We start from the raw sequence: 15609 nt of genomic DNA, 5'->3' as shown, positions 1-15609 counted from the left end.
GCGCGCATCCAGTGCCGTCAGATCAAGCTCGTGCTCAACCAGGTAGTCCAGCGCGAAGGCGAAGCTGCCCGGCAAGATCTGTTCTGACAGCACCACCGGCAGCAACAGCGCGTGGCGATCACAGGGCTTGTAGCGGGGCATCGCGGGACTCCTGAACGAGTCCGCTCATTTGACGCACTAGGCGTCAAGAAATGAATCGGTGGCGACCCGACTTCAGGTTATTTGACAGCCTCAACGTCTGAATTCAGCCGACCGGACGGCGAAGCCGGCTAGGGTCGGCTGCAATGAATGGTTAGGAATGAGGATCACCTTCCGCCCTTGAGGTTGCATCGGCGATCTTTTTGCCAATGAAGACGCCGTACGCAACTCCGAGAGCAACGCCAATGGCGACACCAAGCGCCAAGTTACCAAGCGCGACTCCGAAACCAGCACCTACAGCCACGCCCAATGCGATGCCGATGCCAAGGTACCGTTTTCGTGTCTCACTCCGCCTATCCGACATCTATGTCTCCGTCTTTCTACGTGTTCTCGGGCGACAGCCACTGCTGCATAAAACCGGAGCAGCCGTTGCAAGTGTTTGATGGGCAATGACTATGCCAATAAAACATCGAAAAAAGCGGCGCGAAGTTACAAGTTCTCCGCCTGATGGCACTGCAGCGAGTTGCCTATGCCATTGCATGACGCCGCACCAACTCTCCTGCCCATTCCGCCACCCTCGCCCTCACCGCCACCGGCTCCATCGCTTCAGCCTCCGGCGCCAGTGACATCACGAGCCGCGCCGCCTGGTCCACGCTCTCGATAGGCAACTTGACCTTGGCCCAACGCTCCGGCCCCGCCGGCTTCTCGGGCACCGCGGCCGCCACGGCCTGGGCGGCATAGCTGCCCTTCTCGGCCAGCCGCCGGCGGCCCTCGGCGGTGATGCGGATGACGGCGACCTCGGGCCGCAACTCCCTCTCAAAGCGCTGCAGCGACGCCTGCCACCAAGTCGACAGATCGAAGTCAGCCGGGCGCTCGAAGCTCTCCTCGCCAACGCTGAGCGACTGGATGTTGGCGACCTTCAGCGTCAGCGTGCGCGCCCCGGCCCGTGCGACGGCATACCAACTGCCGCCCTTGAGCACGAGGCCGAGCGGCTCGGCGCGCCAATCCCGTTCGCCCTTCCAGCTCAGATAGCGCAGTTCGACGCGGCGGCATTCCAGCACCGCCTGGGCCAGCGCCGGCAGGTGCGCTGCCGGCTCGCCGCCCTGGTACCAGTCCAGCGGGTCCACATGCAGCCGCGCCTGCAACCGGCCGGCCAGCGCGGCGCTCTCGCCCGGCAGCGCCGACTGCAGCTTGAGCCGCAGCCGCTGCGACGCGCCGCCCAGGCCCAGTTCGCTGGCCGCACCCGGCAGGCCCAGCAGCGGCAGGGCCTGGGCCTCGTCGCCGAGCAGGCCGTTGAGCCGCGTCGCAAAGCCCTCGCGCAGCTTGAAGCCGCCGTTGCGGCCGCGCTCGGCATAGACCGGCACGCCGGCGGCCGACAGCTCGTCGATGTCGCGCAGGATGGTGCGCACCGACACCTCGAACTCGCGTGCCAGCGCCGGCGCCGTGATCTGCGGGCGCAGCTGCAGCAGGATCAGGATGGAGAGGAGTCGGCTGGCGCGCATGCCTTGGATGATGTTCCGCAAAACATGACGCCGATTGTCATGTCATGCCATGCAGCATGCGCCACCTCCACTCACTCACGAGATGCGCATGACCGACAACTCCGAACGCCGCCGCCTGCTGCAAGCTGCCGCAGCCCTTGCGCTGACGCCGAGCAGGGCCGCGCCTGCCGAACCCGCCGAACCCCAGCCCGGCCCGGCCATGACGGGCGCCCTGCCCACCACGCGCACGCCCGGCAAGCCCGGCGACTTTGACTTCCTGAGCGGCCGCTGGAAGATCCTCAACCACAGGCGTCGCAATGGTGTCTGGGATGCTTTCGAGGGCGAGGCCACGGTGCACGCCATCCTGGCCGGCGTCTGCAGCGTCGAGGAGCTGCGCATCCCAGCACGGCAGTTCGGCGGCATGGGCCTGCGGCTGCTGGACATGAAGAAGGCGCAGTGGTCGGACTTCTGGGTCAACGCCGCTTCGGGCGAGCTGGGCGCACAAGGTCTGCCAGGCAGCTTCGAAGGCGGGGCGGGCATCTTCCAGGAGCAGTCTGAGGAAGACGGCAAGACCGTCATCTACCGCAGCGTCTGGGACCGCATCACGCCGACGAGCTGCCGCTGGCAGCAGGCCGCATCGCGCGACGGTGGCAAGACCTGGGTGATGGACTGGTCTATGGATTGGACGCGGGTGGCGTGATCAGCGCGCACGCTCTTCCCCCAGCCGCTTCAGCACGCCGCGGATGCCGGCGCCTTCGCTGATCTGCGGGTTGGAATAGCCGTCGCTCTTGCCCGCCTCCCTCTCCCTCACCTCGATGACCTGGCGGGCCCATGCATGTGCCTCGGTGAAGGACCAGGTCTTGCGCAGCGCCTCCTCGTACATCGCCCGGCCGAAAAAGGTCAGCTCGGAGCGCTTGCCGCAGCCGTAGGAGGTGTGGTCCGCGTCGGCCGCCGTCATCACCAGCGTGCCGTCGCCGGCCAGCGGCGCGATCCAGCTGCCCGAGTAGCAGGCCGACACCGAGATCACGCGCCAGCGCACGCCGGCTTCGTCCAGCCAGCGCTTGAGCAGGTCGGGCGTGACGGGCTCGGTCTTCAGCGGCCAGGTGTCGTTGGCCAGCTTGCCGTCGCGGCCGCCGTGCGAGGTCAGGTGCAGAAAGAGCACGTCCCGGTCGCGGTCCATCACGGCGGCCATGCGGGCGATGGTCTGGCGCAGGTTGGCCGGCGTGCCCCAGGGCAGCGTGTCAGTGGTGGCGCGGTTGGCCACCAGCTCCCCCAGACGACCGTCCGCGCCGAAGCGTTCGCGCATCGTCTTGGCAACGGTGGCACTCTCGCGCATGAAGACGTCTTCCGAGGCGTTGGGCGCGTAGGTCGCTGCGTAGACGTTGACCCGGCCCGGCTGCGGTGGTCGCAGGCCCTGCAATGCAACAGCGATGAGCTGCGCTTGCCTGCCCATGGTCTCGTCGGTCAACGGCAACCCGACCTCGGGTTCGACGTCCGCCTCGGCACTGGCCGCTGGCTCGGCCCACCAGAATGTCGGCGGCGCGAGCCAGCCGTTCAGCATCAGCGGGATAGGGACCAGCAGCAGGGCAGCACCGCGCGCCAGCCCGGAACCCGCCGCCCGCCACAGCAGCACGAGCTGCGTCAGGCCAGCCCAGCACAAGGGCACCAGCCATGCCGTCAGCTGCAGGCTCAGGGGCCAGCTCTCAAACGGATCGAGCGCGGCTCGCATCCCAAGAAAGACACCGCCGGAAAACAGGCCGAGCATCAGCCCGGCAATGCAAACCAGTGCAAACAGCGTGGCTGGCCTTGGCGTCGCTGGCGCTTGTGCCGAGCGAGACCGCGCCACCACCCAGCACAGCCAGGCCATGATGGCGATGCCCACCCAACCTGCGAGAAAGCCTTGCCAGAGCAACATCGGCGCGCCCTGCATCATCACGCGCTGAGCGATGAACTGCAGCAGATAGCCCGCCAGGATCGGCGCCGCCACCGTCACCGGCGCAGCCTCCAGGCCCTCCCAGCGCGGCGCGCGGAACGCCAGCACGCGCGCGCCTTCGCGCAGCCATGACGCGCCACCCACTGCGGGTGCACCGTCGTCCAGCGCCGCAGCCGTCAGCAACGGCCCGCCTGCAGGCGCGTCCTGCGCCTGATCTTCTTCATTCATCCACCCGCCCTCCCCTACCGGCCATCGTCTCTAGCCGATGCGCTCGAAGCGCTGCCGCACGACGCCGTCAACCTCCAGTGTGCCGGTGAACATCTCGTAAGGCCTCACCCACCAGCCGCTGTCGTTGTACAGCGGCCGGTAGAACACCACGACCTCCAGCGTCTCGCTGTGGCGGGCCACATGAAGCACCTCGTATTCGCCGCCCTTGTAATGGCGGTAGCGGCCGGGGGCCAGGTGGGGCAGCGGGGGCAAGTCTGAGCTCATGCCCCCGATTTCACCTCAGTGGTCGACGTACCGACGTTCTTGCGGGCCGAGCGCCGGGCCGCTCCCTAGCCGGCCCGCTCTGGCGATGTGCTTGCGGCTCAATGCCGCAAGCATCGCCGTCCCCTCGGGGGACCGGCTGGGCACGCCCGCGTGCAGCGGGGCGAGACTGGACGAGGGGTTCACCGGAATGCGGGGTCGCTTTCCGCGCCGCGGCGCGGCTGCCAGCCCAGGCCGTAATACTCGCCGCGGTCACGCGCCCAGGGGTCGAAGGCGTTGGTCACATGCGCCAGCTCGGGCGCCAATTCGGGCACGGTGCGCAGCAGCACGCGCTTGAAGGGCGAGACCTCGATGCGGTGGCCGTTGCTTTCCTTGGCCTCGAACTGCTTGCCGCTCGGGCCGTTGTTCATCAGCCATTCGATGCCCAGGTTGCCGTAGAACTCGGGGCGGAAACTGCTGGTGAAGAAACGGTCGCTGAACAGGCGCCGCGACGCATTCAGGATGAAGACCTGGAACTGCGTCTCGGAGATCGCATAGCCATGCGGCCGCGTGAACTCCGAGAGCCAACCCACTACCGTGTCCACGTCCTCGATGTTGTCCACGAGGCTGCCGTCGGGCTTGCCCAGGCAGTCGTTGATGGGGCTGCCGTCGAGGTTCCTCTGCGCGGCGGTGATGACCTTCTTCGCATCGCATTTGTGCTGGCCATAGATGCCGCGCAGGTCGTTGATGACCTTCTGCTGGCGCGCGCGTTCGGGTGAATCCGCCGGCAGGCGGGCGTCGATGAAATCATCAAAGCTCGTCAGCTGGCGCAGTCCGTACTGGCGGCGGAACTCGTTGAAGCGTGGCACGCCGTGCTCGCGGTCGCGGATGATGTCCAGGGCCGCGACGTCGATCTTGCCGGTGCTGGACTGCAGCCGCGGGATCGCCAGGTTCTGCAGGAAGGCCGGCGTGTTGCCCAGCGTCAGCAGGCCCAGGCGCTGGCGGCCCATGGACAGGGCCCAGTCGGCCGCGCCTTCGCTGGCGAGCGCGCCGGTGGCCTTGCCACGGAAGGTCTCGATGACGGGCACCTTGGCGGCGATGCGATTGGGGTCGCTGTCCCAATGGCGCAGCTCGATGAGGTCCGGCACCAGCGCATGCAGGCGATAGACGCTGACGAACTCCTCGGGGAAGTTGAAGGGTGAGCCGAAGTGGTTGACACCGCCGTTCACGTGGTCGGGGTTGGCGAGGTTCCAGATATCGTCCTTCTTGGCGTCATGGCGCGCAAAGAAGCTGTCGTCCTTGTAGACCCGCGCACCGAGGCCAAAGATGCCCGGCCCCGAGGCCAGGGCCGAATACCACTGGCCGGCTTTCTTGGCGTCGGTGCTCTTGCCGTAGTTCTGCACGACGATGGCTTCCAGCGCGTTCTCGACGAACGGATGCCCTTCGAACAGGCCGCCCCAGTTGGCGTTCATGCCGAGGTACAGGGGCTCGTCGTAGAGCAGCTGCGTCGTCCACTCGATGGTGTGGATCTTGGCGATCTCGGCGGCGACGACGAGGCGCCCCACCTCGAACAGCACGTCGGGCGACACGTCGCGGTAGCGGATCACGGCTGTCGGGTTCGCCGGGTCGCGCAGGCCCGAGTCGGCATCCGGCGTGGCCGCGGCGCGGCGGCGGAACTCGGCGACGAAGGCGTTGTGCTCACGCGAGAACACCGTCTGATAGAAGCCGACGCCAATGCTCCAGTTGTCGGGGAAGGCTGCCGCGCCTTGGCCGGCCCATTGCGGCAGGATGGGGTCGTTCGCCGCGAAGACGGGCAACTGGCCCAGGGCCTCGCCCGCGCCGCCACGTGCGCCGGGCGGCATCAGCAGCTTGGCCGGGTCGGCCGGGTCGCGTTTCACGCGCTGGCGCGAGACGTTGTTGTAGCCATAGATCTGCGAGGCGTCCCACCAGGCCGTGTTGTTGTTGGCATGGGTGCGGAAGGCGCGTGCCAGCGGCTTGGTTCCGTCAGCCGCCGTGTAGCGCGGCGGCGCATTGCCGTCGGCGACAAAGGCGCGGTCGATGCGGTCATCGGGCCGGCAGCCCAGCTTGGCCGCATCGCCCGTGCAGCCCACCGGCATCCACTTGGGTTCGTTGCGGCCCTCCTCCATGTGGGAGAACCAGTCATGCGTCATGTACTGGATCCAGAAGGCCGCCAGCACGTTGAAGAAAGGCGCCTTCTGGTAGTCGCAGTTGGCGTCCACCGGATTGCCGGGCAGGCCTTGCCCGTCGCGGCATTTGGTGGGGTCGCTCTGCGCGCGGGTGAAGAGCTTGCGGCTGATCAGCTGCGGGTCGGGCTGCAGCAACGCGATGCGGTCACCATGGCGGTTGCGCGCCAGGGCGTCGTCGCTGATGTCGGGGTAGGTCGCCTCGAACTGCACATTGCGCGCGAACAACGCGCCGGCCGAGCCCATCTTGGGGTTGCGGATGTCGTTGCAGACGCCGCTGAGCTGGCGCCAGCGGATCAGATCACCCTGGCAGAGCTGCGGCCCGTCGCCGCCCACCGCCGCGTAGAACGGCGAATCGGCCGCCAGCCGCATCGAGGGCCAGGTCTTGACGGCCGCGCCCGCCACGCCTTCACGGCCCAGGGCGTAGTCGGCAAAGCTGCCGGAGTTGTCGAACAGGTTGAACTTGATCAGCTCCATGCGCTGGTACTCGAGGTCCAGCAGCGCACCGTCGACGCCGCGGCCGTTGGGCCCGAGATGACTCCCGACGCCATTCGTTCCCGGCAGCAGCGTGGCCTTGTCGCCGGTGGCCCAGTAGTTGGACCAGTCGACATAGGGCGTGTTGCGGAAGGCCGCGGCCTTGTCGCTGCCGCGGCAGCGCGCCACCTCTTCGCCGACCTTGCCATTGAAGCGCTCGCCGCGCTCGTCGGCCACCTTGCGAAAGCCCCCGGCCACCATGGCCGTGCAGTTCCTGGTGTCGTCCAGGCTGGCCTGGGGGGTGGTGCTGATGCAGCCGGCCAGCAGCATCGGCGTGAGCAGCAGCCAGGTGAGTGCATGCTTCATGAGCTTCTCCTCGTCTTGTTCTTCGCAGATCGCGCAACATAGCGAGGCTACGGCCATAGCGTCAATCCTTCGAAGGCCCCGAAAAATTCACCTTGAGGACAGCCACCCGTGCCTGCCCTTGCACGCGACTGGCAACAGGCCGCGGCAGCTGATGCCGCCAGGGCGCACACAATGCCGCGCAAATCGTCGAATCCGCGCGACCGAGCACGCGGCCAGCCCCTCATCTCTGATTGTTTGCGAGCGATATGAACCCGTCACGCCGTCAACTCCTGCAGTTCAGCGCCGCCACGGCCGGCCTGCTGGCCGCCGCCCAACCGGTGCGCGCCGCGGGCGGGCCATTGCTCGCGCCGCGGCTGCGCCCGGGCGACACGATCGGCCTCGTCAGCCCCGCCAACGCCACCTTCGAGCGCGAGCCGCTGAAGATGGCCGTCGAGGTGCTGCAGGCCCTGGGCTTCAAGGTCAAGCCGGGCGAATTCGTCGCCGCACGCCGTGGGCCCTTCGCCGGCACCGACGCCCAGCGTGCCGCCGACATCAACGCCATGTTTGCCGACGATTCCGTGGCCGGCATCCTCGCCATGACCGGCGGCTCGGGCTGCAACCGCATCGTCGACAAGCTCGACTACGAGCTGATCCGTCGCAAGCCGAAATTCTTCGGCGGCTTCAGCGATCTGACCTGCCTGGTGAACGCCATCCACCGCCAGACCGGCCTCGTCGCCTTCCACAGCCCCGTGGCCGTGTCGGAATGGAACGACTACTCGGTGCAAAGCTTCAGGGCCATCGCGATGAATGCCGAGGCGGCCGTGCTGCGCAACCCCATCGTCAAGCCGGTGGACGACCTGATCGCCCGCGAGGAGCGCATCACCACCGTGCGCCCCGGCAAGGCGCAAGGCCGGCTGGTGGGCGGCAATCTCACCGTGCTGGCGTCGATGGCCGGCTCGGCCTATTTCCCCGATTGCCGTGGCGCCCTGCTCTTCCTCGAGGACATCAACGAGTACATCTACCGCATCGACCGCTGCCTCTCCACGCTGCGCCTGGCCGGCGCGCTGTCGCAACTGAGCGGCGTCGTGCTCGGCCGCTTCACCAAATGCGAGCCCGGCGAGGGCTACGGCAGCCTGACACTGGACGAGGTGTTCGACGACTACTTCCTGCCGCTGAACGTGCCGGTCTACCGGGGTGCGGCCATCGGCCACATCAAGCGCAAGCTGACCGTGCCGGTCGGTGCGCCGGCCGAGATGGATGCCGACGCGGGAACGATCCGGCTGCTGAGCCCGGCCGTGGCCTAGGTTCCCCGGCGCCCGGCCCCCAGACTGCCGCATGCGTGCCAGCGGACCCCGCCTGCTGCTCATCCTCACCGAATGGCCGCCCGCCATCGGCGGCATGCAGACGCACGCGAGGTATCTGGCGGCGCACTTCGCGCGCCACGCCGCCTGCGTGGAAGTGCTGACCTATCGCGTGACCGACCCGGCCATGGCCGAGGCCGCGCGCGCGTTCGACGGGGGCTGCTCCCATGCGGTGCATCGGGTCCTGTCGCGGCTGGGCTATTGGCACAACCAGGAGCTGCTGCTGGAACGCATCCGCGTGTTCCGGCCCGATGCGATCTATGCATCGACCGTGTTCTACGGCCTGCTGCGCTCGCGCGCCGGCGTACCGGTCGTCTGTCGCTCGGTGGGCAACGACGTGCTGCGGCCCTGGCTGGGCTATCCCTATCCCTGGGGCAGCCGGGCCATCGGCTCGGCGGCCATGCAGCGTGCACTGAGCTGGTGGCTGGAGCATGGCCAGCATCCCGACTGGGTCGACCGCCTGTTCCGTGACGGCCGCCACCGCGTGATGCGCCACGCCGCGGCGGCCCACAACGGCATCCTGGCCAACAGCGACTACACGGCGAACCTGCTGCGGGCGATTGGCGTGGCGGGCGAGCGGATCGAGGTCGTCTCGGGTGGGGTCGCCGCTGGCGAGTTCCGCCCGCCGCCCGGTGCGCGGGCTGCCGCGCGCGCGGAGCTCGGCGTGCCCGAGGCTGCGCAGGTGGTGCTGACGGTGTGCCGGCTCGTCGAAAAGAAGGGCGTTGAAGTTCTGCTCGATGCCCTCGCCAGGTTGCGCGGTGAATTCCCGGCCATCCGCCTGTTGATCGTCGGCGACGGCCGCCGCCGCCGAGCCTACGAGGCCTGTTGCGCGCGCCTGGGGTTGGCTGACGTGGTGCGCTTCGAGGGCCGTGTACAGCACGAAAAGATTGCCCGCTACTACTGGGCGAGCGACGTGTTTGCGTTGGCCAGCTACGAAAGCCACCACGCCGGCGCGCGCGACGTGGAGACCATGGGCCGGGTGCTGTGCGAGGCCAACGCCGCCGGCGTGCCCGTGGTGGCCACCGCCAGCGGCGGAACGCCGAGTGTGCTGCGTGACGCCGACAACGGCCTGCTCGTGGCGCCGGGCGACGCCCAGGCGCTGGCCGCGGCGATCAGGTCGCTGCTGCGCACACCGGCGCAGGCCAGCCGCCTGGCCGGCAACGGGCTGGCGCGTGCGCGGCTGGAATTCGATTGGTCGGCGGTGATGGCACGCAACGAGGCGGTCGTGGCTCGGTCGCTGGCGTCGCCACCGGCGCAGTGAACCAGCGGCGGTCGCAAGGCCGCGCCGTCAGCGCTGCGCCGTGACCCAGTTCACGAGCGCATCCAGCATGGTGTTGGAGGGCAAGATGCGCTGGCGCATCGAGCGCGACTACCAAGACCTCAAGCAGCAGCTTGGGCTGGGGCACTACGAAGGCAGAGGCTGGCGGGGCTTCCATCATCACGCCAGCCTGAGCATTACCGCTTACGGCTTCTTGATGACGCAACAGCTCCGGCATCCCGAAGGCGCCGGATCGACTGTCACGCACCCCAGCGCAGGTCATTGAACGTGAAAGCTTGTCTTGCAGAAAGAGGAAACGCACGTCGCCACCAGCGCAAGACCTTCCTCCCGCGGCCAGCCGTAGCCGTCGAGGATCGCGAAGACCAAGGACGCCTCCAGGTTCTCGTCATCATGAGAGCCTCGGCCCGCCCGCAGTGCCTCGCGCAGGCGCTGCAGGCGCGCGTTCAACAACGGCCGGTCGTCCGCTGCACCGATGCTGGCCAGCACCATCGCCGCCTGCGCCGTGTCGTGCGCGGAACCGTTCTCCAGAGTCCTGCGATAAAAGGCGCGCATCGCGTCAGCGGGTAAGTGGCTGGTGACCTTGGCGGTGTAGCTCATCACATCGCCCTCGTCTTGTTGCGCAGCGACCTCGAACTGCGCCGAATAGGTCTTGGGGTCCCAGCGCATCAGGTAGACAAGCGCGGCAGCTCTGGCATTGGGCAACCAGCGCCCCTGAAGCGAGGGCATCAGCCGGGCGACGTCCTGGATCAGATCCGGTGTGGCGAAACGCGCCACGAAAGCCAGGGTCACACCCAGCCCGATCTGACCGGAGGTTGTTGCCGCTGTCGGCGCCTCCTTCAGCAGCTTGCGGCGAAGACAATCGTCTACATCGGCCAGCGTCGCCACGGGCAAGTCTCGGACCTGCTCGAAATACATCGGGTGATCGCCGCACGCGTGGCGGACGACATAAGGCTGGGCCAGGTCGGGATATTGGTTCACGGCCAGGCTCAGCGCGTTGGCGTCGTCCGGATGCGCGTCCAGGTAGTGCTGCAACGCGGCGACGACGGCGAGGCCGTCGAAGGCGCCGCGGAAGTCGCGCGCCAAGCCGACCAGTTGGTAGCTTTGCAACTTGTCGAGATGCGCGGCAATGAAATCCCGAGCGACGACAAAGTCGGTCACATCCATGGCCGCTGCGTCGCCGCGGAAGAGTTCGAGAACCAGCCAACTGGCCTGCAGACGGGACTCCCCATCGCGCAGCGGCAGGGTCGCAGCGAGTCGATGCAGCGCCGCCGCGCGGATGCGCTTGCTGAGCGCGGCGTCTGCCGCCCAATCCGCCGGCCATGAAGCCTCGACGCTGCTCTTCAGGAGCACGAGGTCGTCGATCAGATCCGTGCGCGCCAGCGCCGGGTCCATGACTGCCTTTTCAAGCGCCTCGATGACTCGTTGACGGTCGCTGGCATGCCAAAGCCCCCGCAAGGCATCGATGCGGTGCGGATTGGCGCCTTGCGATTCGAGAACCAGATCGAGCTTGGCCCGCGTCGCGGCATCGGAAGACATTCGGGCCAGCGCTTGTATGGCCGCCTCCGACTTGCGCCCTGACCGCGCGCCGGTGATTTCTGCAGCCAGCATGCGGACGCGCGTCGCATCCTCATCGGGCGACGGCATCTCCACGGCAAACGTGACGTCGTTCGTGGTGAGTGTCATGCGTCCCGCCCGCCGAGTAACGACGTGCACCGAATAACGCCCCGGGCGATCGAAGCGGTACCGCTGATCGAGAACCAGCGGTACCGACAACTCCTGCCCCTCAGGCACAGCCTGCCGGTTGATCACGTCATGCTGCTGCGGCATCCAGCGCTCGCGATCGATCGCGGCGGGAGGACTGCCATCAAGCGCCGTGATGACGACCTCGTCAGAGAGGTAGTCACCCAGCGAATTGGTGACGATGCGCTCCGGCGCCTGCAGCGCGCGAAATCTCAGATCCAGCGCAATGGGCTCGCCGGCCTTGAACGCCGCTCGGCCACTCTTGACCGACAAACTGACCGTGACTGGCGCATCGGCCGCATCGGCCTGCGCTGGCGCAGGCTGGATCGTCAGGCAGGCGATGAGGAGCGACAGTAGCGACAAGCGCATGGAGATATCCCGGCTGGGGATTGGGATCGTAGGACCATCACGCAAAACCTGGACGTCGCTCCCGTTTCGACGGAATCCCGCCTCCGCGCGTTCGCCGCGAGCAGCTCAGGCGGCGGCACGAAGCGCCCGCGCCTGTGGCCATTGCGTCGCAAGCGTCTACGCATGGATTTCAACGCCCGATCGGCACGAAGACAGCTGCCGAGTCGCCGGTGAGCACCGCGGGATGACAACGCCGGGTCGGCGTCGTGCTGGGCTCGCTTCACGACGCGCGAGCCCGGCGACGACTACTTCCTGCCTCTGAACGTCCCCGTCTTCCGCGGCGCAACCATCGGCCGCATCAAGCGCAAGCTGACCGTGCCGGTGGGAGCGATGGCCCAGATGGATGCCGACGCCGTCACGCTGCGCCTGCTGGCGCCGGCCGTCGCCTGAGGGCCACGGCCGAAGCCGCCTTCCCGGCGGCGCCCTCAGTCCTTGCGCTGGCTTGCCCGATGAAGGCGCTGCCGTCACGGTGGGACGTCCCGACGCAACTGCGACGGACCGCCTGCCGCACGCCCAAGAGCCTCAACCCAAGCGCCGCCTGCGCGCCAGCAGACCCACCGCCCCAATCCCGGCGAGCAGCAACGCGTAGGTGCGCGGCTCGGGAACCGCGCTGATGGAAATATTGAGCACCGCATCGCGCACTGCAGTGCCATTGGCCACCAGGTGATAGGTGCCGGGACCGATGGCCCCGTCGAAGGTCGACACGGCGTATCCGGCCAGGACACCACCGAACGCATCGCTGATAACGAGGGTGTTGCTGGCATCGAAGATGTCGATGTTGACGCCGACGAGGCGCGGCCCCGGGCCGGCGGCAGTCGAGATCTCCCACACCGCACGCCCGGTCAAGCCGGTGATGCCCGCCCCTAGCGTGAACGTGACGCTCTGCGACAGCGCGCCGGTTTCCTGCGTCACCACCGTGTCGACGATCAGCGTGTCGCCAGAGCCGAACGTTCCCTGGAGCGTCGCTGTGGCATTGAGCACGTTGAAGTCGACCTCCCGGGTCATCGCGTGCGCTTGCCCCACCATTGTCGCGAACCACGTCGCGGCCAATGCCAATGCCAATGCCGCCTGCCTGAACCCTGCAAATCTAGCCATCGCGATCTCCTGTTGCCTTGGCATGGCGCCCGATACCTAACCGGGTGCCGAGCAGAAAACATAGGTGACGCTGCGGCTTAAGCAACTTTCCAACTAGGGGTTCGGCAAGGCGATTGACACACACGATCCGGCGTGATGTCGACGGGTCGTGTTGCAGCGCGGTCAGTCGGCCAACAAACGCCGCCGCCTGACGCCGCTCGGGATCAAGCCTTCAGCGCTGCCCTGCCACCCACTCCACCAGCGCATCCAGCACCGGCCGCCCCTTGGCCGCAGCCTCGGGATGGTTGAGCAGCGCGACGAAGACCCAGGGCTTGCCCGACGCATCCGGCACGAAGCCGGCCAGGCCGACGGCATCGCGCAGCGTGCCGGTCTTGAGCCGCGCTCGGGCCGTGGCCGGGCCGTCCTTCAGGCGGCGTGACAGCGTGCCGTCGACACCGGCGATGGGCAAGGTGCCGAGCAGCTCCGGCCCCTGGGCGCCGCGCTGGCCCGCACGCAGCACGCCGGCCAGCAGGGCCGGGCTGACCCGCTCGCCGCGCGACAGGCCCGAGCCGTTGTCCAGCACCAGCGCTGCCGTGTCGACGCCATGGCCCGCAAGCCAGTCGCGCACGACGCGCTCAGACGCCGCCAGCGTCGGCTCGCCGGGTTGCGCCGCCTGGGCGCCGAGCTGCAGGTAGATGAGCCGCGTCAGCGCGTTGTCGCTGCGCTTCATCACCCCGCGCAGCACCTCGGCCAGCGGCCGGCCGCGGTGCGTGGCCAGCACGACGGCGCCGGCCGGCGCGGCCGCCTCGGCGTCACCCGGCCCCACGCTGCCGCCCAGTTCGGCCCAGAGCTGGCGCACGGCCCGTATGGCCAGCCACTGCCGGTCGACGATCTGCAGCGGGGCGCGCTGGTGGCAACCGGCCGGGAAGGCCCCTTGCAGCTTCAGCGCCCAGCCCTCGCTGGCGGGCTGGACAAGAGCGGGTTTCCAATCCTCGTCCCAGTCCTTGCACGGCCTTGCTGACAAGGTCATCGAGCTCGCATCCACGCTCAGCCCTGGCAGGGCCGGCAGGGCGCGCGCCGTAACGCCGGTGGCCGTGGCTTGCAGCTCGAAGTCGAGCAGGCTGCCGTTGAGATGCAAGGCGTCGGGGATGACGTTGTAGTCGAACTCGGGGGCATCGTCGAAGGGCGGCAGGCCGACATCGAAGCGGGTCGGTTTGAACAGTGTGCGGTCGATGACGAGGCCGCCGCGGATCTCGCGCACGCCGCTTTCGCGCAGCTGGCGCAGCAGCCACCACAACGCCGGCCAGTCAAGGTCGGGATCGGCGCCTCCTCGCAGGATCAACGGGCCGTCAATGGTCCCTCCGACAGGAACCGAACCTGCCAGCAGCTCGGTGCGGCCGCGGTGGTTGATGCCGAGCTTGTCCATGGCGACGGTCGCCGTCACCAGCTTCATCGTCGAGGCCGGCGCCATCGCCGCGTCGGCGCGTTGGCTGAGAGCCGGCCGAGAGCCGTCCAGCGGTTGCAGCACAAAGCCGAGGCTTTCCGCCGGCAGGCCGGCCTTGGTCAGCGCAGCCTGTACGGGGGCGGGCACCGAGGTCGTCGCGCAGCCGGTCAAGGCCAGCGCGGCAGCAAGCAGCCAGGCGCGCATCAGCACAGCCCCAGGGAATAAGCGACGAAGCGGGCCAGGGCCACATCCTCCAGGCCGATGCCCACGCTCTTGTAGACGACGATGTCCTGCGCCTCGCGCGGACGCGGGCTGACGATCAGTTCGCCCAGCTCAACGAGCCGCTCGGGCGCGATGACGCCCGGCACGGCCTGCACGATGTCGCCGGCTTCCAGCTCGGCGGCGGTGCGCCATTCAACGACGACCAGGGCCGCACGGGCCAGCAACGCATCGTCCAGCTCGCGCGCCGTCTTCGTGCTGGAACCAACCGCGGCAACGAAGGCACCGGGCTTGACGAGAGCGCCGCCGAACAAAGGCGTGGCCGAGCGCGTCGCCGTGACAACCACCTCGGCCTCGGCAGCCGCCGTGGCGGCGTCCACAACCTGGGCCGGGAAGCCGATCTGCGCCTCGATGTCGCTCGCGAAGGCCTCGCCGCCACTGCGCGCGCAGACGAGCACGCGCTCGAAGCGCCGCACCCGCGTCAGCGCCTCGACATGGGCTCGCGCCTGGATGCCGGCGCCAAAGACGGCCAACGTCCTGGCCTCTGGCAAAGCCAGCAGGTCGGCCGCCACGGCGCTGGCCGCGGCCGTGCGCAGCCGCGTGAACTCGTTGGCCTCCAGCGTCGCAATCGCCTCGCCGGTCTCGGCCGAGAACAGGCTGACGAGGAAGTGGTACTTGCCGTTGCGCGCCGAATAGACCTTGGTGCCGAGCACCGCCGGCAACTCACCGTCGGCGTCGAGGATGGCCCCCATCGCGCTGATCGCGAGCGCGGCGCTGCCCTGCGTGGCGGTGGCACGGTGGCGGGCCAGCACCTGCGCCTGGCCGCGGCCGTGCTGGGCAAAGGCGGCACGCAGGGCGGCCACGGCGCTGTCCGGGTCGAGTACGGCCGCGACATCGGCCTCAGTGATCAATCGCATGAAGAAAACCTCCGCCGGCACTGTATGAGGGCCGCCGCGCACCGTGCGCGTGCTTTCACATCAGCACGCATTCCCGCAGGTTATGTGCAGCGCACAAGCATTCATTGAACAGCGCGCAACACCT

General features: G+C 68.3%; 11 protein-coding genes and 1 pseudogene. 4 read left to right on the top strand and 8 right to left on the bottom strand.

The annotated features are described in order from the left end of the window. Window positions 1-665: 665 nt before the first annotated feature. Window positions 666-1640 carry a helix-turn-helix transcriptional regulator gene (locus ACXJLH_RS28300; protein ID WP_457447757.1) on the bottom strand — a complete coding sequence of 325 codons (975 nt, stop codon included), beginning with the start codon at window positions 1638-1640 and terminating at the stop codon, window positions 666-668. Between the two features lie 88 nt (window positions 1641-1728). Here ACXJLH_RS28300 and ACXJLH_RS28295 point away from each other — a divergent pair, with 88 nt between their 5' ends. Further along, window positions 1729-2319, top strand: coding sequence for a hypothetical protein (locus ACXJLH_RS28295; protein WP_457447755.1), 591 nt, complete (start codon window positions 1729-1731; stop codon window positions 2317-2319). Here the strand turns inward: ACXJLH_RS28295 and ACXJLH_RS28290 are convergent, their stop codons facing one another. From ACXJLH_RS28290 to ACXJLH_RS28280, 3 genes are all read right to left on the bottom strand, one after another. Continuing rightward, entirely contained in the window at window positions 2320-3780 is a 1461-nt protein-coding gene (locus ACXJLH_RS28290; RefSeq protein WP_457447753.1) for a C13 family peptidase, read from the bottom strand. A 30-nt stretch (window positions 3781-3810) separates the two neighbouring features. Beyond that, window positions 3811-4044: a DUF1653 domain-containing protein gene (locus ACXJLH_RS28285; RefSeq protein ID WP_457447751.1), complete on the bottom strand. Its 234-nt coding sequence runs from the start codon at window positions 4042-4044 to the stop codon at window positions 3811-3813. A 179-nt stretch (window positions 4045-4223) separates the two neighbouring features. Then, a complete protein-coding gene (locus ACXJLH_RS28280; RefSeq protein WP_457447749.1) occupies window positions 4224-7064 on the bottom strand; it encodes a peroxidase family protein in 2841 nt (946 codons plus the stop codon). A 245-nt stretch (window positions 7065-7309) separates the two neighbouring features. Between ACXJLH_RS28280 and ACXJLH_RS28275 the strand changes: the two genes are divergently transcribed. The 3 genes and pseudogenes from ACXJLH_RS28275 to ACXJLH_RS28265 form a co-directional block, all read left to right on the top strand. Continuing rightward, window positions 7310-8347, top strand: coding sequence for a S66 peptidase family protein (locus ACXJLH_RS28275; RefSeq protein ID WP_457447748.1), 1038 nt, complete (start codon window positions 7310-7312; stop codon window positions 8345-8347). A 31-nt stretch (window positions 8348-8378) separates the two neighbouring features. Next, entirely contained in the window at window positions 8379-9665 is a 1287-nt protein-coding gene (locus ACXJLH_RS28270; protein ID WP_457447746.1) for a glycosyltransferase family 4 protein, read from the top strand. A 79-nt stretch (window positions 9666-9744) separates the two neighbouring features. Continuing rightward, window positions 9745-9897, top strand: a pseudogene (locus ACXJLH_RS28265) (IS701 family transposase); the annotation flags it as partial. Between the two features lie 44 nt (window positions 9898-9941). On the opposite strand, the gene ACXJLH_RS28260 reads toward ACXJLH_RS28265, so the two are convergent. The 4 genes from ACXJLH_RS28260 to ACXJLH_RS28245 all read right to left on the bottom strand — a co-directional run bounded on the left by ACXJLH_RS28260 (window position 9942) and on the right by ACXJLH_RS28245 (window position 15485). Beyond that, window positions 9942-11792 (bottom strand): hypothetical protein, encoded by a 1851-nt coding sequence (locus ACXJLH_RS28260; protein ID WP_457447744.1) that lies wholly within the window; start codon window positions 11790-11792, stop codon window positions 9942-9944. A 561-nt stretch (window positions 11793-12353) separates the two neighbouring features. Next, on the bottom strand, window positions 12354-12926 hold the full coding sequence (locus ACXJLH_RS28255; protein ID WP_457447743.1) for an FxDxF family PEP-CTERM protein: 573 nt from the start codon (window positions 12924-12926) through the stop codon (window positions 12354-12356). A 211-nt stretch (window positions 12927-13137) separates the two neighbouring features. Next, window positions 13138-14553, bottom strand: a complete 1416-nt coding sequence (dacB, locus tag ACXJLH_RS28250; RefSeq protein WP_457447741.1) for a D-alanyl-D-alanine carboxypeptidase/D-alanyl-D-alanine endopeptidase — start codon at window positions 14551-14553, stop codon at window positions 13138-13140. Continuing rightward, window positions 14553-15485 carry an ornithine cyclodeaminase family protein gene (locus ACXJLH_RS28245; RefSeq protein ID WP_457447739.1) on the bottom strand — a complete coding sequence of 311 codons (933 nt, stop codon included), beginning with the start codon at window positions 15483-15485 and terminating at the stop codon, window positions 14553-14555. The genes dacB and ACXJLH_RS28245 overlap by 1 nt, the downstream gene beginning before the upstream one ends. Window positions 15486-15609 lie beyond the last annotated feature (124 nt).

This window comes from Roseateles sp. P5_E4 (assembly GCF_054049255.1).
Note: the sequence above shows the minus strand (reverse complement) of the source record. Positions and strands in the feature narration are given on the sequence as shown.